The following is a 26,657-nucleotide window of genomic DNA, read 5'->3' on the forward strand; positions in this document are numbered from 1 at the left end:
GAAGTGAACCGCTGCCCGGAACCGGCAGAGAGCTACGGCTCCCCCGGCCCGCCCCTCAGCGGACCGGCGCCGCGCGCGGCATGGAGGGCGATCGACAGGTCCGTCACCAGCTCGCACCGCTGGCGGTCGTCGCAGCTGAGGACGTCCCGCTCCAGCAGGCGGTCGACGGTGGAGGTGACGGCCGCGACCACGTCATCGGCGTCGGCCTGCCGCAGCTGCGCGTCCAGGGCGCGCAGCTGCCAGCCACGCATCGCGGCTGCGATGTCGGGGGCGAATTCGATGTGGAAGGGCTGCACCGAGTACACGTCCAGGCCGACCGCCCGGCACTCCGCGGCGACCGCGGCGGTGAGCTCCGCCGCCAGCCCGTCGGCGTCGTACGACGGGTAGAGCGCGTCGGGACCGCCCCGGCCGTGGGCCGCCGTGGCCGCCAGGACCTGGCAGACGGCGGACTCCACCACGGTCCCGAGACAGGCCTCGTGGCTCTCCACCCCGAACACCGCCCGCGCCGTGTCCCGCACCCGCCAGACGACCAGCACCACTGCCTGGAAGGCCACGCCGCCGCGGTCGACGCCCCGTATCGCCTCGCTGCGCCAGTGCCGCAGGCGTACGTCGACGGAGTAGCGCAGCGACAGCGGGGGGACCCACAGGAGTCCGGTCCGGCGCACGGTCCCCCGGTAGCTGCCGCGGCGGCTGAGCACCACGGCGGAGCCGTCACGTCCCCAGGTCAGGCCGGCCAGCGCGAGGAACGCACAGACCGCGGCAGCCACCGCAGTGATCGCGCAGATCGGCACGGCGGCCTCCCGCAGGGCAGCCGGTGCCGGCAGCCGGACCGGGAACGACAGCTCGTGCCCCGCGATGCGTACGCCTTCCAGTACGGGTACCAGCGCCAGCAGGCAGCCGGCCGTAGCCACCACGGCCACCGCCACGGCACCCCGGCCGGAGAGCGCCCGGCCCGGGCGCTCGCGCACCTCGGGCAGGCGCGGTGACCTCGGCGCGGGGCCACGGGGCCCCGGCCCCTGCCCCTGCCCCTGCCCCGGGTGCTCTCGGTACACGCTGTCCGCCATCTCCTCGGATTCCTCTCGGATGTGTTCGTAAGCTCCGGCCCGCGAACGGCCGCGGCGACGACAGAGGCCGTGCCGGGGTGGGCGCGGCGGAATTCACGAAGGTGCACGACACGGCGGCTAGCGTCCTTCCGGGATCGCACCCGGCTCACCAACGACTCCCGGAAACAGGCACCATGACCAAGAGCATCAGCGCCGACGTCCTCATGCGGCTGGACGGCCTGGACGGCCCGATCACCGTGCGGGCGCGATTCGGCTACCGCACCGACCGGCCGTTCGAGGTGGCCGCGTGTTTCTACCAACAGGACGAGTGCCCGAACAGCTGGGTGTTCGCCCGCGAACTGCTGCTGGACGGACGGCACTGCTTCACGGGCCAGGGGGACATCCGGATATGGCCCATGTGGTACCCGGGCGGACGTCGCGTGTTCTTCAGCCTCGCCTCCGACACGGGCGAGTGCGTGCTGTCCGCCGACGCCCGCGCGATCGACGCCTGGTGCGAGGCGGTGGAGGCGCTCGTGCCGCGCGGTGCGGAGGAGCTCCACTTCGACATCGACACGCAACTCGAACGGTTCCTGGGCTGATTCACGGGTACGGCCAGGGGTTGGGTACGCAGGTCGCATCACCCGAGCTGAGGGTCTTGGTCTGCTGCATCATCAACGGGGCGGGCGCGCCGCTCGCCCCGCACGACGCGTGGTCGTACCCGATGCGGTGGCCGACCTCGTGGTTCACGACCATCTGCCGGTAGCCGGTCATGTCGTCCCCGTACGTGGGCGAACCCTGTGCCCAGCGGTACGCGTTGATCATCACCCGTTCGGTGTTGTGCGCGTCGCAGGACACCGTCTGCTCGGAGGTGTCCAGACCGGCTCTGGCGCACCAGGCGTCGACGGTCCCGGGGCTCGCGAGGGTGACGACGAAGTCCGCATCCGGCGAGAACACCCGCTCGAAGACCTGGTCGCCGCCGTTGCCGCCGCGGGACCAGCTGCGGGGGTCGTTCAGGGTCTCGTGGACGAAGGCGGCGAAGCGCTGCCCGTCGAACCCCAGGGCGGCGAGGCCGTCCTCGACGTCCACCCGGTAGCGCAGCCTGCTTCCGCCTTCCCGTACGGGTACGGGCTGGTCCCCGCCCGGCATCGCGGCGAACGCCCCGCTGAGGGCGAGGGCGCGGTCCAGCGGGGGCCGGCGCGGGCGGCCGTCGTCCACGGGGGCGGCGGGCTCCGGCGGACGGACCGCCTGGACGGCCTGCTGCTCCGTGTCCGGCGAGGGCAAGGGCGAGGGGGTGGCCGACGAGAGGCACCACCAGGCCGCCACGAGGGACCCGGTGATCCCCAGGAAGTTCCGGAGGCCGGCGCCGCGGCGCCCGTTCCCAGGCCGTTTCATATGACCGAAGGTCGGGAACCGGGCGCCCTGCCCCGCACGTTGGCCGGCTGTACCGCGGCGTCGATGAGCCTGCGGTAGAGCACGTTGCTGTGCCGGACCGAGGCCACCGCCTCGTCGTACGCGGCGCCGACCTCCGTGCAGGCGTGCGCGAGACTGCGGACCTGCTGGCCGATCTGGTCGAAGGCCACGACCGCCTGGGCCTGCTCCCGCCCCAGGTGCCGACGCGCCCGCGGCCTGGACACCAGTCCGCTGTCCAGCTGCCGCATGCCGAGCATGGCCTCGACCGCCTGCTGGACGGGGGTGACGAGCCGCGGCGGGATGCGGTCGCGAACCCCGGGCGCGTCGGCTGCGAGGGTCAGCGCAGCCGTGATCCCGGACGGGGTGCAACCCGTGTCGGCCATGGCTTCGAGCCGGCGTTGCAGCACTTGGTGCACGACGCTCTGGACCCGGACGACGCGGTGCAGACCCCGCACCGCGGTCATCGGCCGGGCCCCCGCGTACTCCAGCAGATGGGACTTCAGCAGGACGGACGCGTTGACCGCGTCGATGCGCGCGGCGGTGGCGAGCAACAGGTCGATCCGACTGGACTCTTCCGCGTCCGCCCACGTCAGGACGGGCTGGAAGGCCTCTCCGGCCGAGGCGGTGGCGGTGGCGGTGGCGGTGTGGTTGACGACCGCCAACAGCGGCACGGCACCGAACCTGACGGTTCCGATGCGCTGGGCCACCGCCGCCCACAGGGCCGCGAACCTGTCGGGAACCCCGTACGGTACGGAGCCGCCCTCCGACACGACCGAGGGCCAGCCGCAGCTGACGCCGATCGCGGCGAGCCGCAGCGCCACCGGCTCCACCTGCCCCCTGGCGAGCTGGCGGACCCGACGCTCCAGACACGCCACACCAGGTCCGTTCCACCGGTCGGTGGCGATCGACCGCGCGTCGCGCACGTTCGAGGCCTGCATGGTCTCCTGCGCGTACCAGTCCATCGCACGCCACACCCCGGCGAGCGGACGGTACACGGCCGGTCTCGGAAGCAGGGGGATCCGCGTGGCCGCAGTGGCGGACAGAAATGTCATCAGGAAGCCTCCAGTAGCTCACTTCCCGGAGAAGCTACTGGGACAGGTCGGACCAAACGGAAAAATCGGCATCCACTTAAGGGATCCACCCGACGCACGTCGGTGAACTCCCAGCAGCCGGCACCACGGGGCACTTCGGATGGCCCCCGCCCGGGGACGGCCCCGGCGATGTGTTGATGTGTCGAGGGCTCAGTGCGTTGCCTCGCCTCCAAGGCTTCCGGCACTGATGGCGCCCCTCAGAACGTGGGCGATCTCCTCGGGCTTGAGGTCGATGCCGTCAAGTCCCTCGACGGTCAGCGGGATTTCCTCCAGCGCGTACTCGCCGCGGCCCTCGGCGCTGAACTCGGGACCCGTGCGGTCCTCGAAGGACCAGGTCGCGATGCGGGCGAGGTAGAAGAGCTGACGCTCTTCGTCGGACTCCACGGTGTGGAGGAGGCGGACGATGTCGGCTTTCCCCGCGATCTCCTCGTGGATCTCCCTGTGGAGGGCGGCTTCCCGGGACTCGTCGCCGGCTTCGACGCCGCCGCCAGGGAGGACCCAGTACTCGGGGATGTCGGGCTTGGTGCGGCGGATGACCAGCATCGTGTCGTCAGCGGTGACGAGGACGGCGCGGACTCGTTCGATCATTTCGCTCTGTCTCCATGCTCGTTGGCGGTCGCAGTGCAGCAGCCGGCCGCCATTGGCGTCGAACGGCTGCCTAACGATGAACGACGTTCGGGAATGAGGGCGACACCCATCCAGGCGGCGAGGTAGGCGAAGGCGGCGGTCGGGGAAACGGAGTCCGCAGGAGGCCGGCGATCGTGGTGGCGGCGAGGTTGCCGAGCGACTGGACGGTGGCGAGCATGCCGAGGGCGGAGCCGCAGGCCCTTCGGCGCGAGGGCCGCGACGGCGGAGTGCTCGGCGGCCTCGACCGTGGGCCTGACCGCGACGGTGTGGTCGCGGTTCCGTGTCACGTGTTCCGCTGGTCATGGGTGTCCTGGCGGAGCTGGTCCGTGTGCTGGGCCAGGGCGTCAATACGTTCGGCGAGCTCGGCGTCCTCGGGCCGCAGATGGGCCCGGGTGGCGGTCAGAGGGCGAACGAGACGGGCAGCGTCGTTGTCGGCGAGGGCCAGGTTCAGGTCGCCGATGGCGCCCTGGGCGTTGGCGGGGAGGCCGGTGAGGGCGGTGACCTGCCCGGCGAGTCGGCGCAGGGCGGCCGCGTTGTCGCGGGCCCAGGCGGTAACGGTGCGGTCGGCGGCGCGGGTGTCACGGGTGGCCTGGACGCGCTGTTCCCCGGTGGTTCCGGCGGTGCCGGGGCGCAGGCGCAGGTAGCGGCGTTCGGCGGCCTGCCGACTTGCGACCCCGAGCGGCCCCGCGAGATCGGCCCAGCTCGCCCCGTTCCCGCGGGCGGTTTCGATCAGGCCGCTCTCCCAGCCGGCGAGCTGCTCACGGATCTCGCGCAGCGTCAGCAGTGCAGCCAGAGCCGGGTGCGGGCCCGAGTCCGGCGCGGGCGGCGAAGCGGCTGTTCTCGCGGAGGGTTGCTGCGCGTCCTTGACGGCCTGGTTGATGGCCTCCAGTGCCGCGGCGGCAGCCAGGAAGGGGACTGGTGTGGTCGGCTCGGCGGCCTCGTTCATTGCGTTCTCCGTGACTCTGTCATCCTCCAGATGACTCCTTGCTTGTCATCGTTTCGATGACATGTTACAACGGGAGCACGTTGAAGCGCATTGGCAGTTCCTGCCTGAACCAACTGGAGGTGTTTCGCGATGTTGATGCGCACTGACCCGTTCCGCGAGATGGACCGGATCGTTCAGCAGCTCTCTGGTGCGTCGGGCACATGGTCGAAGCCGTCCGTGATGCCGATGGACGCCTACCGCCAGGGCGACGCGTACGTGATCGCCTTCGACCTCCCCGGCGTGAGCACCGAGGCGATCGACATCGACGTCGAACGGAACATGCTCACCGTGAAGGCCGAGCGCCGGCCCGCGGAGAAGTCCGACGGCGTGCAGATGGAGCTCTCCGAACGACCCCTCGGCGTCTTCTCCCGCCAGATCATGCTGGCCGACACCCTCGACACCGAGCGCATCGAAGCCGACTACGACGCGGGTGTCCTGACCCTGCGGATCCCGATCGCCGAGCGCGCCAAGCCGCGGAAGATCAGCATCGGCGGCGAGTCCGGCCGCAAGCAGATCTCCGGCTGAAGAGCCCGGCACCAGCGGCGGAGGACGGGGAACCGATTCCCCCTCCGGCACCCCGTCCTCCGCACTCTCGCCCCTTCACCCCCATCCGGAGGTGACGTGATGACGATGAGCCGGGAAGCGTTCCTGGACCACGTCCAGGAACGCGGCGAGTATCAGACCCGGGAGGAGGCCGAACGGGCAGCCCGCGTCGTCCTGGCCCTGCTGGGCGCACACCTGGTCGGCACCGTACGGGCCGAGCTCGCCGCCCGGCTCCCCGAGACGTACGCCCTGATCCTCCTCAACCCCCTGCAGGCCGCCGAACCGCTCTCACCTGAACGCTTCATCCGCGCGACTGCGGCCTGGATCGAAGGCGCCACCGAGAAGACGGCCCTGTGGGACATCGGCGCGGTCCTCTCCACCGTGGCCGCCGCGGCGGGAGACGCCCTCATGCGCGAGGTCCTGCTGCAGCTCCCGCCCGGCTACGACCTCCTCTTCGGCCACCCCCAGCCCACCTGACCGCGGCCGGCATGAACCGAGCCCTCGAAGAGAAAGGCAACCTCAGCACCATGTACGACCAGCCTCGAGCGAACCCGTCCCTCGCGGCCATGACGTTCGACCAGATGCTGGAACGCGTGCGCTACGAAGGCGCCTATCCCACTCGCGAACGCGCCGAGGAAGCCGTCCGCTCCGTCCTGGCCGCCCTCGGCCGGCAGATCACAGGGGACGAACGCGTCGACCTCGCGCAGTGCCTGCCCGTCGAGGCCGCCCTCACCCTGACCGCCCAGATCCCCGACACCGAACAACTCACCGGCTGGGGCTTCGTCAAAGACCTGGCCGCCCGCACCGGGGGCACCCCTGCCACCACGCGCTGGGACACCGGCGCCGTACTCGCCGTCGTCTCCCGGCTCGCAGGCCCCGACCTCCTCGCCCGAATCCTCCACCGGCTTCCCGGCGGCTACGCACTCCTCTTCGGCCAGGCAGAACTGCGGCAGCCCCAGCCCGCCGCCTGATCCCGCCCGACCCGTTCCCGGACTTCCGCAACGCCTGACCGCAGGGGCGGGCGCCGCTGTCGGCACACCCCCTACACGAGTGAGGGCGGGTTCTGGTCGTAGTGGCGGGGCAGTGGTCGGAGTGATGACCGCACCGCCGGTGACCACGGTCAGGGACATCCGGTTGCTCTGCCCGGACTCCACCAGGGCGGCGACGCTCACGAGCAACGCGTCAGGCTTCGACATGGAAGCCGACTCTGTTCTTCGCCCCACCCTGGCGGCCCGGCCCCTACGATCCGCCCACTCAGCCCGCCGAGGCGGTGGGACGGCTGGAGGCGGTAGCACCTGCCGGCTGCCCAGCCCGCGGATACAGGGTTGCGTTCGACCCCGATTACCTCCTCGTCGAACACATGAAAATCTGTGATGGCCACAGTAGACATTCGATTGCTGCATGGCTATGGTTTCTCTCGTAGCCAAGATCGAGCAAGGCCCGGAGAGACGAACTGCCGGGCATCAGTTCACGCAGTACGCAGGGCGGTGCGGTGGTGGAGTTCCGAAGCCAGAGCAGACGCAGGACGGCGACGGGGCTGACGACCGGACCGGGCGGCCCGCAGTGATCAGGGGCTGCCACGAGCAGTACCGCAGTTGACGCAGTGGCAGTTCAGTAAGTGCAGTTCGCAGTACCAGCAGTACGCAGTCCCCCGTTTGGCAAGTGATCGGTCCAGAGGGAAGAACGGAGGAGTTGACCGCCATCAGGATCGCCCGGGTCGAAGTCTGAGCCCGGGTACCGCAGGACATCGATAGTGAGGTGGTCTCCGGTCAAGCAACCGCGATCCCCGCGCCCCCGGCCGAGTGCAGGCCAGGCCCGCGGAAACAGAAGGCCGACGCGGTACTAGGGTCGGCAGATGGTGTAGCAGTTCCTTCGGGGCCCTGGTGCCGTACGGCACCAGGGCCCCTCCACGCGTTCCACGGAGAGAGGTGCAAATGACAGCACACGAATCGTTCGACGATCGTCTCGACGACGACGACTACCCCGCTTACACCATGGGCCGGGCCGCAGCCATGCTAGGCACCACCCAAAGCTTCCTCCGCGCCATCGGAGAAGCCCGCCTCATCACCCCGCTCCGCTCAGAGGGCGGACACCGCCGTTACTCCCGTTACCAGCTGCGCATCGCCGCCCGCGCGCGAGAGCTCGTCGACCAGGGCACCCCCATCGAGGCGGCCTGTCGCATCGTCATCCTCGAAGACCAGCTCGCGGAAGCCCAGCGCATCAACGCCGAATACCGCCGCACCACCGGAACACCCAATCCACCATCCGCAGTGTGACGGCTGCGCCTACGAGCCAAGGATGCCGTGGGCCGGGGCGTTTCACAGCGGGAGCGACCGAGGCCGTGTGCCGTGCCGTACCCCGGCCGCCGGACGCGGCCGAACGGCACACGCAGCCAATCTCAGAGTCGGTGGGCGAGGGAAGCCTGAAGCCCTCCCCACCCACCCGTCGTCGGGCGCCCCTCGCCGGCCTCTTCACCAACCCCTTGTCGCGGGCGGCGCGCACTCTGGCGTCGATGCCCCCGGCGACCTCCTGCTGACGCTCGTCGTCAGAGTGCTGGTTCGAGCGCAGCTGTCCTTGGTGCTTCTCGACAGCAGTCACCCCGCAGCCGGCAGGCCGAAGGCCGCCGAGCGCCCCCTGCCCTGGACGGGTGCGGTCCGGTTGCGGTCTGTGACCGCCCGGGTGACGGTGTGACAGGTATCGCTGTCGGTGATGTCCATGTGCCGACCAGAAAAGGGAAGCCGTATGCCTGCATCGCCACCGGTCTCGCCCTGACGATGGCCGCGACGGCTGGGTTGCTCTCCTACACCGCGCAGGCAGCCGAGTTGGCACCCGCCGCGGGCTCCTCGCACAGCGTCTCCGCCCCGCAGGCCCCCGCGGCCGCGGCCGACACGTTGGCCGCACTCGCCGCGCTGGGCCGTGTCACCCAGGCCGCCGGCGCGCTTCCGCCTTCTCCGAAGACTGGCCGGCGCGCACCATCGTGCCATTCAGGATGGCCCCCGACTGGGGCGAGAGGGTGTGCCGGGTGTGACGAAGGTCGTAGAAGGTGAAGTCATCGGGTAGGCCTGCCAGTTCCTCGGGCCGAGCCGGACCGTAAGCGGCGATGTAGACCATCAACCGCAGCGTGACCCGATGGCCTTGGCGACGGCATCGACCTGGTCCACGGTGGCGGTGGACCACTCGGCCGGCGATTCCTTCCCCGCACCCTTGATCCGGCAGGGATTCCGTCTGATCAACTCATCATCCTCGGCGGTCCCCATGATGGCGCTCAGTAGCCGGTACGACTTGGCGACGGTCGTCCCTCCGGTGACCTTGAGACGTTCCGCGCGCCAGGTGCGCACATGGGGCGGGGTGATCTGGTCAAGGTCCCGTTCCTCGAAGGTGGGCAGGATGTGCAGCCGCAGCAACCGCTGGTAGAGCTCGTCGGTGGTCTCCTCCAAACCGCGCTCGTCCACCCGCTGAACGGCGTACTCGCGGAAGTTGACCGCCCCCGCACTAGCCGGTCAGGGGCCGTTCACGTGCGGTGGGTGTGTGTTTTGAACCCAGGGTGACTCGTGCCAGGACGGTTTTCAAGATGACTCAAGGGGGATGCTCACCCATTGAGGCTCCACCGACCTCTCCATCCAGGACCAGGCCGCACCTTAATAGATGGACAGTGGCGGTATTTTCACCCTCAAGCCGGCATCGCGCAAATGTTGCTGCCAGCGCGCCTCTATCTCTGCACGGCTGCGCCGGATCTCTCCCCACCCTTCGATGGAATCCGGCAATTCCTCCCCTCTAGCCCACGCTCCCATCAGCATCCGGGTCTCGTTTCTGGCCAGGAAGCCCACCTCTGCAGGTGAGTACGCGCCCACGTCACCTACTGCCGCAAGATCCAGGAAGTGACATATCTCGGCGACGCGTTGACGCAGCTCGCCATTGAGAATGAAGGACTGCTCGAACCCCAAGACCGTGAATATCTTGGTGATGCTCAGCACGGTCTCTTCCCTGGGCTGATTCACGAGCCCGATAGGGTTCTCAAGATAGGCGGAGAGGATGCTTTCCACAGCACGCATCTCTCTGGCCCCCTTCTCCTTCCTGCTGTCGTCTTCAATGGCCTGGCGTCGAGCTATCTCGGCGTCCTCCAAATTTTCCCGTCGGGCTACCTGCGCTTGGCGGCGAGCCCCTATTCTTCCTATAGCGTCACCACTCAAGCCGATAAGTCCGCCGATGAGGACGGCGATAACTGTCCCCCATTCCATATTCCCTCCCCGTTTTAGAAACGATCCCGCAAGGACGCCTGTCGATATCGACCTGTGCAGGCGCGGACCGGTGCAACCCGCGGACCTAGGTGACGAGCAGCCTCCGACTAACCGTCCCCACGCACAAGAGTCAACATGCATCATCGTCAGCAACGGCCTCGGGCCGCTTCTGCCCCTCCGGGGCCTTGGCAGAGCTGGTGTGACCGTCGCTGACCGGTCTGGCCAGAGCTACGGGAGTCCCGGACCACTTGCCGCCGATTGGCCCCTGCTCGGCGGCCTTCTTCCCAGCAGGCCTGCATCGCGCGGCGGCTACGACCGGGTGCCGGTGCGCTCCGACCAGCGGGTGGACAGCGCCTGGCCCAGCGCCAGCACGCTCAAGCCGAACATCAGGATGCCCAGGGGGACATGGAACGACGGCATGTGCGCGACGCCCAGCACCACCTGCACCGAAGCGAGTACGAGGAAGCCGGACGCGTACAGGATGGGGCGGGGTGACCCGCCGCCCGGCCTCCACGCCAGGATCGTGGCGAGTACGTACAGCATCGACGCGCCGTACATCACCTTCGATCCGGCGTCGTGCAGTACGTAGCCGTGGGACGAGGACAGCAGCATTCCGGCGGTGACCGCCTGGAAGAAGAGGGCCAACGTCTGCAGGGCTACCGCGACCTGCGGGAACGTGACTCTGCCCTGTACTGCCGTCGTCTGTGTGGCCATGACGCGGTCCCCTCATCTGCCTCGCGGCGATGGATCAGTAGTGTCTCGGTGGTCCGACGACGCAGCTCCGCGAAATGTGAGGCGAAGCGCCGACCTCACACTCCGGTGCGGTGTTTCGTCGAAGTGTCGAGAGCGGAATCGGACGAGAAGAACCAGGGAGCGGTCGCGACCATGAGCACCCCATTCGAGCCAGGGCATGAACGGTCCGAGCCGGGCCTGAGCGCCGTCGTCGACGAGCGGCGCCAGCTGATCAATCTCGCCTACCGGCTGCTCGGTTCGCTGTCCGAGGCCGAGGACGCCGTGCAGGAGACCTACACCCGCTGGTACGCGATGTCGCGCCAACGGCAGGAGGCCATCGAGTCTCCCGGCGCCTGGCTGACGACGGTGGCCAGCCGCATCTGCCTGGACATGCTCGGCTCGGCGAGGGCCCGGCGCGAGCGCTACGTCGGCGCATGGATACCCGAGCCGCTGCCCGACCGTACGGAGTGGTTCGGCGGATCGGCGAGCGGCGGCAGGACCGAGCCGGCCGACCCCGCCGACCGGATCACCCTGGACGAGTCGGTGAACATGGCCTTCCTCGTCGTGCTGGAGTCGATGACGCCGGCCGAACGGGTGGCGTTCATCCTGCACGACGTCTTCCGGTACCCCTTCGCCGAGGTAGCCGAGATCGTCGGCCGGACGCCCGCGGCCTGCCGGCAGCTGGCGTCCTCGGCCCGCCGGCGTATTGGCGCCGCGCAGGCTCCGGCGGCTGCGACGGCCGGGCAGGCGGGTCTGGTGCGGAATTTCAAGGAGGCGTGGGAGGCCAAGGACATCAAGGCCCTCGTCGACCTCCTCGACCCCGGCGCCACGATGACCGCCGACGGCGGCGGCATGGTCGGCACCGCCCTGCGCCCGGTCGAGGGCAGCGAGCGCATCGCCCAGTACCTGATCCACATCGCCGACAAGGCCCCTGGGCTGACGCTCCTGGAGCGGACGGTCAACGGCCGGCCCGGCCTGGTCGCCCAACACGCCGGCGTCACCGTCACCGTGGCGGCGTTCAGCCTCACTGGCGGCCGCATCACCCGCATCTGGGCGGTCCGCAACCCGGAGAAACTCCGTCCGTGGACCGAGAACGGACAGAGCTGACCCGGCGCCGTGAATGCGGTGACGCACCACAGGTCTGACCCGGGTCCTCCCCCGCCTTCACCACTCAGACCCGTCGGCAGGCCCCGGCCCCACAAGCAGCCATGCACTGGAGCCAACGAACATGCGCTGAGCCCCTCACTCTCGCGACCCTGGCGCGCGGCCGCGCCCGGCTGATCGCGGGTACGGCAGGGCTGCTGACCCTCGCGTCCTTCCTGACAACCCGGCTCGGCAATGTGCCGATCAACGGCTGAGGCAACCGCCAGCTGACCGGAAGCAGCCGCATTGGGGCTTGCACTCCCCGTTGCGCACGCGCTGCGGCCTCTCCTGTAGTCCCGTTGGAGTTCGGGCGATGCGGCGGCCCGGGGGGTCGTAGGAGTTCGTGGCCCCCGTGAGGCGGTTCTCCGCGTTCCAGATGTACGTCCTCGGCAGGTGCGGGTGGCCGGTCAGGTTCGGTCGATGGTGGCCGTGTCCAGCGTGCCCGAGGTGATGCGGGTGGCGAGGTCGGAGAGTTTGATCCGGTGGGTACGGGCGTGGCGGCGCAGGGCGGTGAAGGCGGCGTCGGGGTCGGTCTGCCAGCGTTCCGCGAGGATGCCCTTGGCCTGTTCGATGGTGATGCGGCTGTTCAGTGCCGCCTCCAGCTGCTGGTGCTCGACGGTCTGGCGGTCGATGGTGCGCTGCTGGAGGATGGCGATGGTGGCGACGTCGGCGAGGGTCTGGGCGAGGCGTACGTCGGCGGGGGTGAGGGTCCGGGTGCGCTCGTGGAAGAGGTTGAGGGCGCCGATCACCTGGTGGCGCAGGCGCATGGGCAGGGCATGGGTGGTGGCGAAGCCGGCCTCGCGGGCGCGGGCCGCGAACGCGGGGAAACCGACGGTGGCGGCCGGGGTGTTGAGGTCGACGTTGAGCCAGGTCTGCCCGGTGCGGTGGCATTCGACGCAGGGGCCCTCGTCGTGCTGGAGGGCGAAGAGTTCCAGCAGCCGTGTGTGCTCGTCGGAAGCGGCGATGAGCTGGAGGGTGTCGCTGTGGTCGACGAGCATGACGCCCGCGGCGGAGACGTCGAGGAGCTCGACGCAGCGTTCGCACAGGCGCTGCAGGAAGTCGATCAGGTCGTAGTCGTCGAGCATGGTGTCGACGGCTTCGACGACGACTTCCAGGACGCGGGTCTCGCGGTTCATGGCCTTCACTCCTTCGTTCGGCCAGATGCGTCCGGCTCCGGTTGTTCTCGAAAATGCACCCGTCGTGCCACCACGTCGGCGGCGACGTCCGCCACCGGGCGGTCGTGGCGGTAGGAGTAGGCGCGCAGGAGCAGCAGGGCCTGGGCGAGGGTGACGCCGGCCTGCACGCTGATCATGCCGGTGGCCTGGTGCACGGCCGCCCGGTGGAAGTTCGAGGGTTCCCCGGCAGTGGTCGGCCCCTGCCCCGTGGGGGGCTTGTCGAGGATGACGGCGAGCATGGCGGCCGCCAGGAGCCGGGCGTCCAGAAGGGCCGGGGCCGTCATGGGACCGGGCGTGGCGCGTTGGAAGGTCACCGTGCCCAGGCAGGCGCCGCCCAGGTGCAGGGGCATGCAGAACACGGTCCGGACGCCGAGCGCGACGGCTTCCGACACCAGCACCGGCCAGCGGTCCGCCGTCATCGTGTGCAGATCGGGCTCGGTCACGGAGATGAGACCGGCGGCCGCGTCCCAGGCGGGCCCCTGTCCGAGGGTGAACTGCAGGTCCTCGAAGCGGGCGCTGACGCCCGGTGAGGACCAGACCAGCTCGCTGAAGCCCTGCGAGGTGGTGAGGGAGACCGCGATCCCGTCGAAGCCCAGCACGATCGCGCACCGGGTGGGGTCGCCGCCGAAGAAGTCCGCGCTGCCCACGTCGGGACGCAGGTCGGCGAGGACGGTGGCCATCTCCGGGCTGCCCGCCATGCGTCACACCTCCCCGCCCCGCCCCGGATCCCGCAGGCCGCGAGGTCATCTCCAGCCTAGACCTGGTCAAGGCCCCCCGGCGGGGCCTTCCGGAACGCCGGGTCCGGGCCGGGGCGTACCGATGTTTGTGCGTCAGTACGGAGAAACGTCACTCTCTCAGCGATCGGGTGAATGCGCTGCGTCACGGCTGCCGCTACGCCATATGTGTTGCCACCATGGGTCCCGGCCAGCCGTTCACGGCCCGTCACCGCTGTACGCCCGTGCCTCCTGCACGGGCCGTTGCAGTCGGCTCCGGGGCGTCGGCACGGCCGTCGGTGATCACCCAGACCCCGTGATCATCCGGTCCTCACAGCCACCCGGACCCCGTGGCTGCGGAGGGCGTGTCACCGATCACCCAGACCCCGTGATCGTCCGTCCTGAACGAATGCCTGTACGAGTGGCTGTCTGAGTGGCTGTTTGAGTGGCTGTACGAGTGCGCGGCCCGACGGCCGTGGCTTTCCGTGCCCTGGCTGTCGCGCCCGGGCACGGTCGACCGGTGGTTCCCGGGCCCACCCTCGGGGTGTGGGCGCGGGAGCCAACGGCTCTCCACCAGCAAGAACGGAACGCCTTCAGGGCCGATGGACACCGGGGCCCCGGGCACGCGACTGCGTCGATCACGCTCGCCGTGGGCCGGGTCGGGTTGCTCGAGTCGCCTCACCGCGGCCGGACCGGCTGCGCGGGCCGCGGACGCCGTGACTCGGATCACGGCGGCCGGGGCGGGTGGCATGTCACGTACGGGCCGGGGCCGTTGTCCACTGGGCGTACCCGTGAAGCCGTGCGGCCCGCCCCAGGAGGTTGACGATGAGAGTCCTGCTCGCCGGAGCGACCGGTGCCATCGGCCGTCCGCTGACCCGCGCCCTGATACGCGGCGGGCACGAGGTGCTGGCCCTCGCCCGGACGGACGGCTCCGCCGCGGCCGTGCGCGCCCTCGGCGCGGAGCCCGTACGCGCCGACGCGCTGGACCGGGACGGCCTGCTGCGCGCCCTGGACGGTCTGGCGGCCGACGCGGTGATCCACCAACTCACCGCGCTCAAGAGGCCCAAGCGGACGCTGACCGCGGACGATCCCGGCAACGTGCTGCGCGCGCGGGGCACGGCGAACCTGCTGGAGGCGGCCGGCGCCCTCGGGGCGGGCCGGTTCCTCACCCAGTCCCTCGTCCTCGGCTACGGCTACCACGACCACGGGGACCGGTTCGTCACCGAGGAGGACCCGTTCGGGGTCCGCGGCGGCGGCGTCGCCGACCACGTGATCACCGGCCTCCTGGAGGCCGAGGGGCGGCTCTTCTCCGCCGGTCACGTGGCGGGGACCGCGCTGCGGTACGGGGTGTTCTACGGCCCGGGGACCTGGTTCGACCCCACCCCGGGGAGCCGGGCCACGCCCGTCCCGATGGGCGGGGGCGGCGTGGTGCCGTGGGTCCACGTCGAGGACGCCGCCGAGGCCACCGTCGCCGCGCTGACGCGGGGCCGGGCGGGCGAGGCGTACAACATCGCCGACGACCGGCCGTCCCACTGGGGCGAACTCGCCGCGGCGCGCGGCGGACGACGGCTCCTGCTGCCCGGGTGGGCGCTGCGCCTCATGGTCCCGTACCTCGGGGCGCTCATGCTCGACACGCGGCTGCGGGTCTCGCACGCGAAGGCGACCCGCGAACTCGGCTGGACCCCCCGCTACCCGGACCACCGGGCGGGTATGCGCGCCGGCTGAACGGGGCGGCTCCACGGAGCCCGCCGCCATGGGGTCGGACCGGCAACGCATGGCGTCCGCACGTGACTTCGGACTCGGCTCCGCGGAGCGGGGTCGCCCACGGACGCCCGCCGGTTCAGCCGTGCGGCAGCAGCGGATGCCCGGCTTCGGCGGCTGCGAAGTGCGCGTCCTTCTGATCGCAGCGCGCCCGGCGCACCGCCTTCGCCGCCGACCCCCCCGCCACGTCCGCCCGCGCGTCGAGGGCCGCGGGGCAGCTGAGCCGCCGGCCTCGCGCGCCAAGCGGATCAGGTCCGGCCCGTACGCGCCCGCTCCCCACTGTGACCGCGCAACCGATTCGCACGGGCGTGCGGGACATCCGCTTTCCTGACGCTGCGTCACCCATGCAGACCCTTTTTCCGATATGTGGGCTATTGCTGTGAAATATGCGTCAATACTGCCGGGTGACGGCGCATCATCGCCACGGGCAGGGAGTCACTCCGCGATCCCCGGCCCAGGTTGAGCCTGCGCGCCGGCGCAGGTAGGGAGCTTGCGGCCCTGAGCAGTCATCGTCGCGGGCGCTCGGAATCCTCCTGTGGGAGGACTGCGGATCGAAGCAACAAGAAAGGTCCTGCTATGGCATTGGACGTCATCCGGTCAGCTCCACCCGACACAAGCCCTCAACGCAGTCTGCTCAAACGGGGAGCCTTTGCCCTGCTCCCCGCAGCGCTCCTGGCGTCGGCCGCCCTGGTCCCGAACCTCGCTCACGCCGCGGAATCCACCGTGTTGCTGGGGACCACCACCAGTTACGGGGTCCTGGCCGGTTCGACGGTCACCAACACGAACCCCACCGTCATCAACGGCGACGTGGGGCTCTATCCGGGCACATCGGTGACCGGCTTCCCGCCCGGCATCGTCAACGGAGTGACGCGCGTGGCCCCCAACGCCGCCGCCGCTCAGGCGAAGTCCGACCTCGTCGTCGCCTACGACGACGCGGCAGGCCGGGGGCCCGGGACCATTCTCGCTTCGGACGAGATCGGCGGACTGACGCTGGCACCCGGCGTCTACACGGCCCCGGCGTCCCCGCCGTCCCTGCAACTCACCAATACGGTCACCCTCGACGGCCAGAACGACCCCAACTCCGTCTTCATCTTCCGGATCCCCACGACCCTGACCACGGCTTCGTCGAGTGTCGTGGCCCTCATCAACGGAGCAAATGCCTGCAACGTGTTCTGGCAGGTGGGCAGCTCCGCCACCCTCGGCACGACCACCCAGTTCAAGGGCACCATCCTGGCCATGCAGTCCATCACGCTGAACAACAGCGCCGTGATCGAAGGCCGCGCCCTGGCGCGCAATGGCGCGGTCACGATGGACAACAACACCATTACGAGGCCGGACTGCGTCGTTGGCCCGCCCGGGCCGAGCGGTCCTCCCGGGCCGACCGGCAGCCCCGGTCCTACCGGCAGCCCCGGCCCGACCGGCAGCCCCGGCCCGACCGGTAGCCCCGGCCCGACCGGCGCTCCTGGTGTCCCCGGAGCCCCTGGCCCGACCGGCTCCCCCGGCCCGACCGGCGCCCCCGGCGCACCCGGTGTCCCCGGAGCCCCCGGCCCGACCGGCAGCCCCGGCGCACCCGGAGCTCCTGGCGCCCCCGGCGCCCCTGGCCCGACCGGCAGCCCCGGTGCCCCTGGCGCACCCGGCGCTCCTGGCGCCCCCGGCGCCCCTGGCCCGACCGGCAGCCCCGGTGCCCCTGGCGCACCCGGCGCTCCTGGCGCCCCTGGCCCGACCGGCTCCGCCGGTGCCCCCGGCGCACCCGGTGTCCCCGGAGCCCCCGGCCCGACCGGCTCCGCCGGTGCCCCCGGCCCGACCGGACCCGCAGGACCTGTAGGACCCACCGGACCCGCTGGACCCGCCGGACCCAAGGGGCCTCGCGGCGACAAGGGGCACTACGGCCACGGCAAGGACAAAGACAAGGACAAGGACAAGGGCGAGCACGGCCGCCACGACAAGGACGAGAACGGCGAGCACGGCCGCCACGACAAGGACAAGGACCAGGACCAGGGCGAGGACAACGGCGAGCACGGCCGCCACGACAAGGACGAGGACGGCGATCACGACCACGACAAGGGCGAGGGCGACAACGGTCGGGACGACCGCGACGAGTTCACTCCGCCGTGGGCCGACTTCCTGCCGAACAGCGAGGGCGGTGCTCCCGGCCAAGAGGGTCCCGTCCAACCAGGTCCCGTCCAAGCGGGTCCCGGCAACGCGGGTCCCGGCAACGCGGCCAAGACCGTCAACTTCGCCCACGTGAGCGCCGCCACCGGTCAGCAGCCGGAGGGGGCCGGCTCAAGCAGCGGGACCGGCATCATGGCCACCTCTGCGGCACTGCTGGCATTCATCGGAGGCTCGGTCCTCTTCACCAGGAAGCGAATCCGGCGAGGTACGGCGACTCGACAGGACTAGCCCATCGCAGACGTGACCGCCTCACGCCCTGACCCTCCGGTTACAGGCACTCGGCCGGATCGGCGAACGATCCGTCCCCCCGTCACCGACGGCTGCGTAAGCGTCGGTGGCAGGGACTGAAGCCCGGTCAAGCGCGCAGGACGTACCGTCCGCCGTTCGGCCGCTGAGCCCCTGGACACATCGTCCAGGGGCTCAGCGGCACTCGCGAGGGAACAGCTCCGAGATCGTCCCTCGCATCATCCCGGGCCGGCGTACGCCGCGACGACTTCGTCGATGAGGCGCCGGGTACTGTCCGGGCCCAGCGCCTGAGCCTGCAAGTGCGCATATATGTCGCTGTAGAGCCGCGCGTCGGATCGTTTCTCCAAATAGAGGTCGCTGGTGAACCTTTCCAGATACACCACGCTCGCGTCGGTGGCGTCGGCGAACTCCAGCAGCGAGAACTGCCCCGAGACACCCGGGTGCGCACCCACATCGTGAGGGAGGACCTGCAGGGTGATGTGCGGCTGGGCGCTGAGGTGGGTCAGATGGTCAAGCTGCTTGCGCATGACCTCGCGACTGCCCACGACGCGCCGCAGTGCCGATTCGTCCAGTACGGCCCATAAGCGCATGGGATTCCGCGGGGCCTTCAGTCGGTCCTGGCGCCGCAGCCGCACCTGGAGGCGTGCGGCGGCCTGTTCGGGCGTGACGTGAGGCATCGTTCCTGCGATGACCGCCCGGACATAGGCCGGGGTCTGCAGCAGGCCGGGGATCACCAGCGGCTCGTAGAGCCGGATCGCGGCCGCCTCGGCCTCCAGGCCGATGTAGGCGCCGTACGGGATGTCGCCGTAGAAGTTCCACCAGCCCTGCTGACCCGATTCCCTGGCCAGCTGCATCAGATGGTCGACTCGCCGCTGATCCTGAACCCCGTACAGCCCGCAGAGATCGCGTACGTCGCGCGGCTTGGCGAGGCGACGGCCGTTCTCCAACAGACTGATCTTGGGTTGGGAGATCAACAGGCGCTCCGCAACCTGCTGCGTCGTCAAACCGCAGTTCTCCCGGAGCCGGCGTAGCTCCGCCCCCAGTCGGCGCCTGCTGACGGTGGGATTGACAGTGACCCCCACAGGACGCGTACCTCCGCTCGAAAACCTTGCCCGAGCGAGCAGATTGCCACGGCCGGGACAGCTGGATCCGCTTTGGCGCCGTGTCGTGCACGGTGGTGAGCGCCGGGCGAAGAGCGGCCTTGGGCGCCCGACTGAACCGCAGGTCAGCGCAGGTTTCCCCGCAATATGCCAGCGCCGGGAGAGGGCGGCCCGCGGTGCGGCGAAAAGCCCCTTATGTCGCGCACTCGCCACGGGGCATACCATGACAAGTGGGTCAATGCACTCTCACGTGCGGCGGCCCGGAAGGGCGACCCCGGCGTGTGAATGTGCCGGGGTCGTTGTGTCGCGGTCGCCACGACACCGCGGCTAGGCGGGAACGGCCGCGCCCACTCACTCGGAGCTGCCGGAGTCAGACCGGGCCCGCGCCGTTCGACGGCGTCTCGGCGACCGTGAAGATCCGGTCCAGGTGGTGACGGAGTACCGCGACCGCCGACTCCGGGGTCCGCTGCCCCACCAGGATGCTGGTGCCCATGGTCGCCGTCATCGCGAGCAGGCTGATCGCCTCCGTGCGCGCGGCGACGCCCGGGTCGGCCAGGCCCGACGCCTGGGCCTGTTCGAGCAGGCCGGCCAGGGCGTTCTCGGCGGCGTCGGGGTTGTCGATGAAGGGCTGGGCGGCCAGTGCCTCATCGGTCACCGAGAGGATCGAGTAGGAGCTGTAGAGGAGATGGAAGGTGCGGCTCTCCTCGTCGGTCGGCAGTGAGGCCAGCAGCAGCGCCTCGATCGTCGCGCGCGGGCCCGGGTCCGGACCTGCGGCGGCCAGGCGGGCACCCACTCGCGCGGTGAAGCGGTCGGTCAGGTGCTGGAGTCCGTAGAAGAGCAGCTTCTCCTTGGTCTCGAAGTAGTACTGCACGAGCCGGAGGGACACGCCCGCCTCGGCGGCCACGTCGCGCATGCCGACGGCGTGCAGACCTCGCCGTCCGGCGACACGGATGAGCGCCTCGGCGATCTGGCTCCGCCGTTCTCCGTGATCAACGCGCTTTGGCATGTGCCGGTTTCTCCGCCCGTCGGTGGTGGGTTCGCGGTCCGGTTCGGACCGGACCCCTTTATGGTACCGCCGTATCAACATCATGGTACGGTCGTATCACGACGAACGGATCTTCCCGGAGGTGCCCCGTGCCCAAGAACACGACCCGCGTGCGCCGCGATGTCGGCCGCTACGTCAACGACACCCTGCGCGACCGCTACTTCGCCGCCGCCGACGTGCTCTTCGCGATGGGGGCGCCCCTGCGCTCCGAGACGGACGTCGAGACCAGCTTCGGCACCACGCACGTCTACCGGTACGGACCCGCGGACCCCGCGGCCGAGTCCCGTACGCCGATCGTCCTGATCCACGGCGCCGCCTACAGCTCGGCGATGTGGTACCCCAACACCCCCGGGCTCAGCCTCGACCGCCCCGTCTACGCCCTCGACACCCCCGGCGACGCCAATCGCAGCGTCCACCGCGAACCCATGTGGCAGCCCGAGCGCGCCGCCCAGTGGATGGACGAGGCCCTCGACGCCCTCGGCCTCGACAAGGTCCACCTCGTCGGCTCCTCCTATGGCGGCTGGCTCGTCCTCAACCAGGCCCACCGACGGCCCGGGCGGCTCGCCTCGGTCACCGCACTCGACCCCGGCGGCCTGGAGAAGGTCGGCCTGCGCTTCTTCGCCTGGATCTTCGTGAGCCTGTTCGCCACCTTCGCCCCGAAGGCGCTGCGCCCCCGGCTCGCCAAGTGGCTGGACCAGCCGGTCCTCGCCATCCCCGAGATGCGCAAGTGGATCCAGCTCGGCGCCCGCGCGTACCGGATCCGCCGCCCCGCACCCCTACCGCTGGCCGAGGACGCGCTGCGGTCCATCCGGACCCCGCTCTACGTGATCATGGGCAAGCACAGCCTGCTCGTACACCCCAAGCGGCAGCTGGAGCGCGTACCGAGGTTGGTACCGGGCGCCCGCGCCGAGATCGTCGCCGCGACGGGCCACGGCCCGCAGATCGACCACCCCGATGTGGTCAACGCCCGGATGCTCGGCTTCATGGAAGACGTCGACTCCCTCGCCCCCGCCGAGGGCGGCGCATAGGGCGGGCGGCCGGAGTTCGACGCTCCGCGACGGCCGGTGCCTGCACGGGGCCCGGCCGGGGCCGGGCTCGTTCCCTCGAATCAGGACATCTCGTCGAGGCACACCCGGACTGCCGATCGCCGCATCAGGGGGTCCCCCTGGAATTGACGCCACCGGTCAACTCCAGCAGAGGAAGACGTCGTTGCCCGCCACTGAGTCATGGCGCGAGCGAGCATCCCGGACACCGAAACATCGCCCCAGCCTGTCCGAAAACCATCAGTATGACCCGAACATGCTTGAGAGGCCCTTATCCCACTCATATGGTCATTTCCGACCGCAGCGGTGATCGACCACAGCAGGGGATACAGATGGAAGACAGGCGAACAGCGGTATCAATCCTGGGCATTGCAGGATTCAACGCGGCCCTGACCATCGGCGCGGCCGTCGTCACCTGGGACGACGGCCCCACTCCATGGGTGGCTGCTGCCGCGAGTTCCGTACTCGTCTTCCTCGTACTCCTTCGCAAGCGCTGATGGTCGCGATCCGTGCGGGCCATTCCCACATATCCGTGACCAAGAAGGAAACGCTCCCTTGAAGCTCTCGTACCGCATAGCCACCGCCACCCTGGCCTCCGTGGCCCTCGTCGGCGCAACGGCCGCGCAGAGCCACGCTTTCACCCCCTCGGCCTTCGCCCCGGTGTCCGCCGGAAGCGGCGTCTCCCCCGAGACCGCCGCGCTGGCGAAGAACATCCAGACCCTCCAGAGCCAGTCCTCCGTCATCGAGGGCGAGCAGGCGCAGACCTGGGTGAAGCGGGTCGGCGCCGACGTGGACGGCAAGAACATCACCACGCACCTGAAGCCCGGCTCGTCCCTGGCGATGGAAGGCGCCACCGTCTACAAGTTCAAGAACGGCAACACCCAGGTCGCCGTTCCCATCAGCGACCAGGTCGTCGGCGCGAGCCTGAACGCGGTGTACGACTCCTCCGGCAAGCTGATCGAGACGCTGGAGATGCAGCTCACCCACGACGACAAGACCGGTCACGCCCAGGTGTGGCGCAACGGCTCCCTGACAGCCGACAAGATCATCAACGCGGCGGACCTCCCCACGGACCTGAGCGTCAAGCAGCCGCAGTTCTCCACCTTCGGCTTCAGCTGGAGCAAACTCAACAACTGCCTCGCCAGCGCGGGCGTTTCGTCCTGGACCCTTGCGCTGATCGGTACCGCGTGCGCCGCCGCCTGCGTGGGAACCGCCGGCGCGGCCTGCGTGCCCTGCATCACCGCCGCCGGAGGGCTGGGCGCGGGCACGGTGTGGTTCTGCATCGGCAAGGCCACCAGCTGACAGGCCCCTCGCCGGAAACAAGACCCGCGGCCGTTCGCCCTCAATCGCAGTGAGGGCGAACGGCCGCAGGCCGTCGAACCAGGTTAGCCACGCCCGTCCGGCAGTTCCAACCACACCGGCATTCGAGCCACCCCACCCCGGCAGTCCGTTTCCCGGCTTCTCGCCCCGGGGGACCGCTCCGGGAGACCGGTCCGGGGCGGGGCGTCATCCGTGTGCCCCGCTTCGCAGGCGACATGATGCGGGCCGTCGCTGCGCGTGTCAGCGTGATCCGAGAGGAGTCCGTACCCCACGCATCACGAGGAGTCGCCGTCATGGACGGTACGCAGGACAAGCGTCAGGATCCGGGCAAGGGCCGCGGGGCGCAGGAACACCACCGCCGCCCCGGAGACCCCGCGCAGCCCCAGCCGGGCAAGCAGTCCCGCGAGAAGGGCCGGAAGCCGGGCGAGAAGGAGACCTCGCGCCGCCTCGAGGACGACCTGCTGCGCGAAGAGGACCTGCACGACGAGGGGCTCTGACCGGGGCACCACGGACGGCTCGGCCGCCGAGGATCCGAGGTCGGCTCGAGGTCGGCTCGAGGTCGGCTCGAGGTCAGCCTGCCGCGTCGGCGGCGCTGTCCTCGGGTTCGGATGTCGTGGCGACGAGGATCTGAGCGGCCTGCGTGATGTTGTCGGCGTCGACGGCGCGGGCCATGGCTTCGCGGGCGGCGTCGGCGGTGGTGTCCGGGGGAACCACCAGCAGGGCGAAGTGGTCGTTGTGGCCGCGGGTGATGAGGACGGTGTCGTCCCCGACCGGGTCGGAGTCGAGGTGCACGACCTGGCCGTCGATGACCAGCCGGGTCGGGAGGCCGTTCCAGGCGGACGCGTCCACGCCCACCCGGGTGATCGGCCCGAGGTGCCCGGTCAACACGCTGATCAGTGCCGGCAGCTCGGTCTCGATGTCGCGCGTGCGCGGCCACCACGCGCCGTCCAGGAGCCCCTCCCGGGACCGCGTGGTCTCCAGCCGCAGCAGGGCCGTGCCCGGCTTGATCGCCTCGTGGATCGCATCCGGCAGGAGCAGTGGAGGCGTGTCGGGGATGTCGGAGTCAGCCATGTGGGTTCGCCCGTCTACGGGTGCGGCCGTACTGCGTCGCAGGTCGGCACCGGTGTCGGCGTAGATGCCGGTGCCGGCGTCAGCGCCGGCATCAGTGCCGGCGTCGGTGCCGATGCCGGCGTTGCCGGTCGGGCGACGTGCGCGGGCCTGTCGTCCTTTCACGGTACTCCCGCCCCCCGCTCCACCGCCCGCCGGAAAATACCTGGTCAGATCGGCCATGGCCCACCGAACAGGCGTACAGTGAAAGCACCGGAAGTACTTCGCGCACCGGCTTTCACGCGGGTGTCGTTTCCGGCGATCGCCTAAAAACCGGGCTGCCGACGGGCAGTCCGGGGGCAGGTCCACACCATGACCAGTACTCTCGACCGGACCGCGCCCCGCGACCTCGCCGCAGAAGTCCCGGCTCGCTTGTCCCTCACCCCGAAGACCACGCTCGCCGGCCAGCTGGACGGGGCCTGGTGGCCCCACTCCCGCGACCTCGAAGCAGAGCTTCCCGCGCTCGCCGCCACCCTGCAGGAACCCTGGGGCCGTGTCACCCGCGTCACCGTGAACCCCACCCGCTGGCCCGTCGTACCGCACACGGTCGCCGTGGACGGGCACGTACTGCACGTGGGCTGGTTCACCGAACAGGACCCCGACAAGCTGATCCTGCTCTCCTACGGCGTAGGCCGCTGGGACCTCCTCGTCATCCCGCCGGAGACCGAACCCGCCGCCGCGGCCCGGCTGATGGCCGCCGCAGCGATTCCGGGCAGCGTCCTCACGGCAGGCGTCCTGATGGCCAACGAGACCGCCATCGGGCGCGGCATCCGCGATGCCCGCCGCCGGGAATCCACCTGGGAGAGCGAAGGCGGGGCCTGCATGTCCCCCTTCGGGAGCCCGATGGGCCGATCCGCCCTGCCGCTGCCCGCGAACGGCTGGAGGTGAGCTCCGTGGAGACCGTCGTCCTCATCGCGGTGATCATCCTCATGATCGGCGTCGGAATGTGGTGGATCCACCTGCTGAACGCCCAGCACGACGCGCGGATCGAGGCATACCGCTTCAGCACCCCCCTGCCGAGGCCTCCTGGCCTGCCGGACGACACCGGTCGTCGAGCCCACCACACGGATGCCGACCGGTGAGGAACGGACCTTCCTCCGACCGGGGGCAGCGGTCGGGGCGCCACGGCGCCCCGACCCGCCGGCCTCTCGCCCAGCCCGAAGGGAACCACGCCCCCGTGAAGTACATCGAGACACAGACACAGACACAGACACTGCCCTCGCTCGGGCACGCCGAGGTACGGATCATCGCGCACACTCCCGAGGCCGCCCGAGCGGTGGCGGAGGCGCTCCGCCAGTGCTTCGCCGGAGCGGAACAGCGCAGCTACCCCGGCCTCGACGGCGACACCCGCCTCCACCTCACCGTGGACACGACGACACCCGCCGGTCCCGCCCGCTCCTGGCTGGCCGCCAGCCGGACCCCTGTCGGCGTCGGCGCCCACTCCGACGAGATCTGAGAAGCCCCGAAGCCCCGACCGCACCCGGAGCCCGCCCCGCACACGCACACGCACACGCACGAAAGGACGCGGTCATGGCCACGCTGCGCGAACGCAAGACCTACCGCGATCAGGTGCTCCGGGTCCTGTACGAAGCCGTCGAGGGCAACCGCCTCCTCGGCATCACCGGAACGCAGCTGCGGCGCGACCTCCACGTACCGGAACAGGACCTGGCCGCCGCCTGCACCTACCTGGCGGGCGAAGGACTGATCACCGTGGACTGGGAGCCGGGCAACACCCCGGCGATGGTCACCCTCACCCACGAGGGAATCCGGCGCATGGAGTCCGAGGAGGAAGAGTCGGCCTAGACGCGGGCGAACTTCTCGGTCTGGTGGGCGAACTCCAGAGCCATGGCCGCGCTGACCGTGGGCCTGGTTTCACCGATGGTGCCCAGGTAGTCCTCGGTGGTGGGGCGGGCCCGGGTTCCGGTGTCGAAGGTGCGCTCGAACTGGACTTGGGAGACGGTGCGCGCCACATGGGTGATGTCGGCGGGGGTGAACCCCTCGCTGGCGGTCGCCAGCACCGCGCTGTCGGCCTCCGCGCCCGCGCGGGCCAGATGGCTCTCCCACAGCGCGGTCCTCGCGCGGTCATCGGGAGGGCCGATCGGCAGCACGTAGTCGAAACGGCCGTGCCGCAGGAACGCCGGGTCGAGCGTGGTCACGTCGTTCGTGGCGCAGACGAGCAGCCGCCCGTCCTGGCCCCGGAACCGGACGATCGCCTTGAGCAGTTCGTTGACGACGCCGACCGCGGTCGCGTCCGCGCCGCTCCGGGTCCCCGCGATCTCCTCGACCTCGTCGATGAAGACCAGGACGTGGTCGAGCCGGGCGATCTCGTCGAAGCGCCGGTTCAGCCCGCTCGCCAGCCCGTACTCGGCGGCCAGCCGGGCGGGGAACAGTTCGAGGAAGGGCCATCCCAGACGGCTGGCTATCGCGTGCGCGAACGTGCTCTTGCCGGTCCCGGGCGGACCGAACAGCATCACCGCCCGCGGCAGCTCCACTCCGTGCTGGGTGGCCAGTTCGGGATGTGCCAGCGGCAGGACCAGGCGCCGCTCGATGAGCCGCTTCTCCCTCTGCATGCCCACGACCTTCTCCCACAGTCCCCCGGGCGGCAGCTCCGCTCCGAGCGACGAGAGCATGCTGACCGCCTGAGGGGTCACTCGCCCGCGCTTCTCGAAGAAGACCAGGCCCGGACGGGCACCGAAGCCACAGTTGTGGAGGGCGGCGGCACCGGTCTCGCCGTCGGGCAGGACCGCGTGCACCGTTCGCACACCACCGGCGAACAACCGGTGCTCCAGAGCCGTGATCAGGTCGCTGCCCAGCCCCTGGTGCCGCCAGGCGGGCGCCATGCTGATGCGCAGGATCCACGCCCGGTCACCCTCCACCCTGCTCACCGCGGCGCCGACCACCACCTCGTCCGCGGTGGCGACCACCGCCGGGTGCGGAGCCTGGAGGGCCGCGACGGCGTCCGAGAGCGGGAAGAGAGGGGCCTCTTCGGCCCTGCTGCTCTCCGCATCGACGCGGATCACCGCTTCGAGATCGTCCTGGGTGTAGTCCCTGACACGCCAACCCGTCATGATCAGCTCCGACTGTTCGGCCGTACTCCCATCATCAGCCGACGTGCACGGGCCGCGCACGGCAGAGCCCGCGCGCCCCAGCCGCCGCTCAGGCT

At 70.4% G+C, this 26,657-nt stretch carries 29 protein-coding genes and 1 pseudogene; 16 read left to right on the forward strand and 14 right to left on the reverse strand.

What is annotated here, in order from left to right; genetic code table 11:
- Positions 1-32: 32 nt before the first annotated feature.
- Positions 33-968: an SPFH domain-containing protein gene (locus IF02_RS32050; RefSeq protein ID WP_051695390.1), complete on the reverse strand. Its 936-nt coding sequence runs from the start codon at positions 966-968 to the stop codon at positions 33-35.
- Positions 969-1,237: 269 nt separating this feature from the next.
- Here IF02_RS32050 and IF02_RS0100980 point away from each other — a divergent pair, with 269 nt between their 5' ends.
- Positions 1,238-1,642 carry an SsgA family sporulation/cell division regulator gene (locus tag IF02_RS0100980; protein WP_051695392.1) on the forward strand — a complete coding sequence of 135 codons (405 nt, stop codon included), beginning with the start codon at positions 1,238-1,240 and terminating at the stop codon, positions 1,640-1,642.
- Position 1,643: 1 nt separating this feature from the next.
- On the opposite strand, the gene IF02_RS32055 is transcribed toward IF02_RS0100980, so the two are convergent.
- The 4 genes from IF02_RS32055 to IF02_RS0100995 form a co-directional block, all read right to left on the reverse strand.
- Positions 1,644-2,435 carry a DUF3152 domain-containing protein gene (locus IF02_RS32055; protein ID WP_051695395.1) on the reverse strand — a complete coding sequence of 264 codons (792 nt, stop codon included), beginning with the start codon at positions 2,433-2,435 and terminating at the stop codon, positions 1,644-1,646.
- Positions 2,432-3,505: a hypothetical protein gene (locus IF02_RS32060; protein ID WP_158708430.1), complete on the reverse strand. Its 1,074-nt coding sequence runs from the start codon at positions 3,503-3,505 to the stop codon at positions 2,432-2,434. The genes IF02_RS32055 and IF02_RS32060 overlap by 4 nt, the downstream gene beginning before the upstream one ends.
- Before the next feature lie 189 nt (positions 3,506-3,694).
- Complete coding sequence (locus IF02_RS0100990) at positions 3,695-4,132, reverse strand: NUDIX hydrolase (protein WP_030152940.1); 438 nt, start codon at positions 4,130-4,132, stop codon at positions 3,695-3,697.
- A 322-nt stretch (positions 4,133-4,454) separates the two neighbouring features.
- A complete protein-coding gene (locus tag IF02_RS0100995) occupies positions 4,455-5,117 on the reverse strand; it encodes a hypothetical protein (protein WP_030152941.1) in 663 nt (220 codons plus the stop codon).
- A gap of 129 nt (positions 5,118-5,246) precedes the next feature.
- Here IF02_RS0100995 and IF02_RS0101000 point away from each other — a divergent pair, with 129 nt between their 5' ends.
- The 4 genes from IF02_RS0101000 (at position 5,247) to IF02_RS0101015 (ending at position 7,975) form a co-directional block, all read left to right on the forward strand.
- Entirely contained in the window at positions 5,247-5,681 is a 435-nt protein-coding gene (locus IF02_RS0101000; protein ID WP_030152943.1) for an Hsp20/alpha crystallin family protein, read from the forward strand.
- Positions 5,682-5,780: 99 nt separating this feature from the next.
- Positions 5,781-6,176: a DUF2267 domain-containing protein gene (locus tag IF02_RS0101005; protein WP_030152945.1), complete on the forward strand. Its 396-nt coding sequence runs from the start codon at positions 5,781-5,783 to the stop codon at positions 6,174-6,176.
- A 50-nt stretch (positions 6,177-6,226) separates the two neighbouring features.
- On the forward strand, positions 6,227-6,670 hold the full coding sequence (locus IF02_RS0101010; RefSeq protein WP_030152946.1) for a DUF2267 domain-containing protein: 444 nt from the start codon (positions 6,227-6,229) through the stop codon (positions 6,668-6,670).
- Between the two features lie 963 nt (positions 6,671-7,633).
- Positions 7,634-7,975, forward strand: coding sequence for a MerR family transcriptional regulator (locus IF02_RS0101015; protein WP_030152948.1), 342 nt, complete (start codon positions 7,634-7,636; stop codon positions 7,973-7,975).
- A 667-nt stretch (positions 7,976-8,642) separates the two neighbouring features.
- On the opposite strand, the pseudogene IF02_RS33395 reads toward IF02_RS0101015, so the two are convergent.
- The 3 genes and pseudogenes from IF02_RS33395 to IF02_RS0101030 form a co-directional block, all read right to left on the reverse strand.
- Positions 8,643-9,190 (reverse strand): annotated as a pseudogene (locus IF02_RS33395) (hypothetical protein); the annotation flags it as partial.
- Positions 9,191-9,337: 147 nt separating this feature from the next.
- Entirely contained in the window at positions 9,338-9,937 is a 600-nt protein-coding gene (locus IF02_RS0101025; protein ID WP_158708431.1) for a hypothetical protein, read from the reverse strand.
- A gap of 309 nt (positions 9,938-10,246) precedes the next feature.
- Positions 10,247-10,651 (reverse strand): hypothetical protein, encoded by a 405-nt coding sequence (locus IF02_RS0101030; RefSeq protein ID WP_030152951.1) that lies wholly within the window; start codon positions 10,649-10,651, stop codon positions 10,247-10,249.
- A 171-nt stretch (positions 10,652-10,822) separates the two neighbouring features.
- On the opposite strand from IF02_RS0101030, the gene sigJ reads away from it, so the two are divergent.
- Complete coding sequence (sigJ, locus tag IF02_RS0101035) at positions 10,823-11,776, forward strand: RNA polymerase sigma factor SigJ (protein WP_030152953.1); 954 nt, start codon at positions 10,823-10,825, stop codon at positions 11,774-11,776.
- A 443-nt stretch (positions 11,777-12,219) separates the two neighbouring features.
- Here the strand turns inward: sigJ and IF02_RS0101040 are convergent, their stop codons facing one another.
- Together IF02_RS0101040 and IF02_RS0101045 are read right to left on the reverse strand one after the other, a co-directional pair.
- Positions 12,220-12,948: a GAF and ANTAR domain-containing protein gene (locus IF02_RS0101040; RefSeq protein WP_030152955.1), complete on the reverse strand. Its 729-nt coding sequence runs from the start codon at positions 12,946-12,948 to the stop codon at positions 12,220-12,222.
- 5 nt (positions 12,949-12,953) lie between these two features.
- Entirely contained in the window at positions 12,954-13,685 is a 732-nt protein-coding gene (locus IF02_RS0101045) for an ANTAR domain-containing protein (RefSeq protein WP_030152957.1), read from the reverse strand.
- Between the two features lie 840 nt (positions 13,686-14,525).
- Here IF02_RS0101045 and IF02_RS0101050 point away from each other — a divergent pair.
- Complete coding sequence (locus IF02_RS0101050) at positions 14,526-15,425, forward strand: NAD-dependent epimerase/dehydratase family protein (protein WP_030152959.1); 900 nt, start codon at positions 14,526-14,528, stop codon at positions 15,423-15,425.
- 759 nt (positions 15,426-16,184) lie between these two features.
- The gene (locus IF02_RS32905) at positions 16,185-17,861 is read left to right on the forward strand and encodes an ice-binding family protein (protein ID WP_234318051.1); all 1,677 of its coding nucleotides are present in this window, start codon (positions 16,185-16,187) and stop codon (positions 17,859-17,861) included.
- A gap of 236 nt (positions 17,862-18,097) precedes the next feature.
- Here the strand turns inward: IF02_RS32905 and IF02_RS0101060 are convergent, their stop codons facing one another.
- Together IF02_RS0101060 and IF02_RS0101065 are read right to left on the reverse strand one after the other, a co-directional pair.
- A complete protein-coding gene (locus IF02_RS0101060) occupies positions 18,098-18,961 on the reverse strand; it encodes a helix-turn-helix domain-containing protein (protein ID WP_030152962.1) in 864 nt (287 codons plus the stop codon).
- A gap of 388 nt (positions 18,962-19,349) precedes the next feature.
- A complete protein-coding gene (locus IF02_RS0101065; protein ID WP_030152964.1) occupies positions 19,350-19,985 on the reverse strand; it encodes a TetR/AcrR family transcriptional regulator in 636 nt (211 codons plus the stop codon).
- A 128-nt stretch (positions 19,986-20,113) separates the two neighbouring features.
- Here IF02_RS0101065 and IF02_RS0101070 point away from each other — a divergent pair, with 128 nt between their 5' ends.
- The 4 genes from IF02_RS0101070 to IF02_RS0101080 all read left to right on the forward strand — a co-directional run bounded on the left by IF02_RS0101070 (position 20,114) and on the right by IF02_RS0101080 (position 22,884).
- Positions 20,114-21,052, forward strand: a complete 939-nt coding sequence (locus IF02_RS0101070; protein WP_030152966.1) for an alpha/beta fold hydrolase — start codon at positions 20,114-20,116, stop codon at positions 21,050-21,052.
- Positions 21,053-21,351: 299 nt separating this feature from the next.
- A complete protein-coding gene (locus IF02_RS34670; RefSeq protein WP_158708432.1) occupies positions 21,352-21,564 on the forward strand; it encodes a hypothetical protein in 213 nt (70 codons plus the stop codon).
- Between the two features lie 58 nt (positions 21,565-21,622).
- Entirely contained in the window at positions 21,623-22,369 is a 747-nt protein-coding gene (locus tag IF02_RS0101075) for a hypothetical protein (RefSeq protein ID WP_030152968.1), read from the forward strand.
- Positions 22,370-22,680: 311 nt separating this feature from the next.
- On the forward strand, positions 22,681-22,884 hold the full coding sequence (locus IF02_RS0101080) for a hypothetical protein (RefSeq protein ID WP_030152970.1): 204 nt from the start codon (positions 22,681-22,683) through the stop codon (positions 22,882-22,884).
- Between the two features lie 73 nt (positions 22,885-22,957).
- Here IF02_RS0101080 and IF02_RS0101085 read toward each other — a convergent pair whose 3' ends face one another.
- Positions 22,958-23,458, reverse strand: coding sequence for a DUF5994 family protein (locus tag IF02_RS0101085; protein ID WP_030152971.1), 501 nt, complete (start codon positions 23,456-23,458; stop codon positions 22,958-22,960).
- A 348-nt stretch (positions 23,459-23,806) separates the two neighbouring features.
- On the opposite strand from IF02_RS0101085, the gene IF02_RS0101090 reads away from it, so the two are divergent.
- From IF02_RS0101090 to IF02_RS0101105, 4 genes are all read left to right on the forward strand, one after another.
- Entirely contained in the window at positions 23,807-24,382 is a 576-nt protein-coding gene (locus IF02_RS0101090; RefSeq protein ID WP_030152973.1) for a DUF5994 family protein, read from the forward strand.
- Positions 24,383-24,387: 5 nt separating this feature from the next.
- Complete coding sequence (locus IF02_RS0101095) at positions 24,388-24,576, forward strand: hypothetical protein (RefSeq protein ID WP_158708433.1); 189 nt, start codon at positions 24,388-24,390, stop codon at positions 24,574-24,576.
- A gap of 95 nt (positions 24,577-24,671) precedes the next feature.
- On the forward strand, positions 24,672-24,950 hold the full coding sequence (locus tag IF02_RS0101100) for a hypothetical protein (RefSeq protein ID WP_030152977.1): 279 nt from the start codon (positions 24,672-24,674) through the stop codon (positions 24,948-24,950).
- 74 nt (positions 24,951-25,024) lie between these two features.
- Positions 25,025-25,297 (forward strand): hypothetical protein, encoded by a 273-nt coding sequence (locus IF02_RS0101105; RefSeq protein WP_030152978.1) that lies wholly within the window; start codon positions 25,025-25,027, stop codon positions 25,295-25,297.
- Here IF02_RS0101105 and IF02_RS0101110 read toward each other — a convergent pair.
- Positions 25,294-26,562: an ATP-binding protein gene (locus tag IF02_RS0101110; protein WP_030152980.1), complete on the reverse strand. Its 1,269-nt coding sequence runs from the start codon at positions 26,560-26,562 to the stop codon at positions 25,294-25,296. The genes IF02_RS0101105 and IF02_RS0101110 overlap by 4 nt on opposite strands.
- Positions 26,563-26,657: the final 95 nt, after the last annotated feature.

This window comes from Streptomyces sp. NRRL S-244, from assembly GCF_000717915.1.
Taxonomy (GTDB): domain Bacteria; phylum Actinomycetota; class Actinomycetes; order Streptomycetales; family Streptomycetaceae; genus Streptomyces.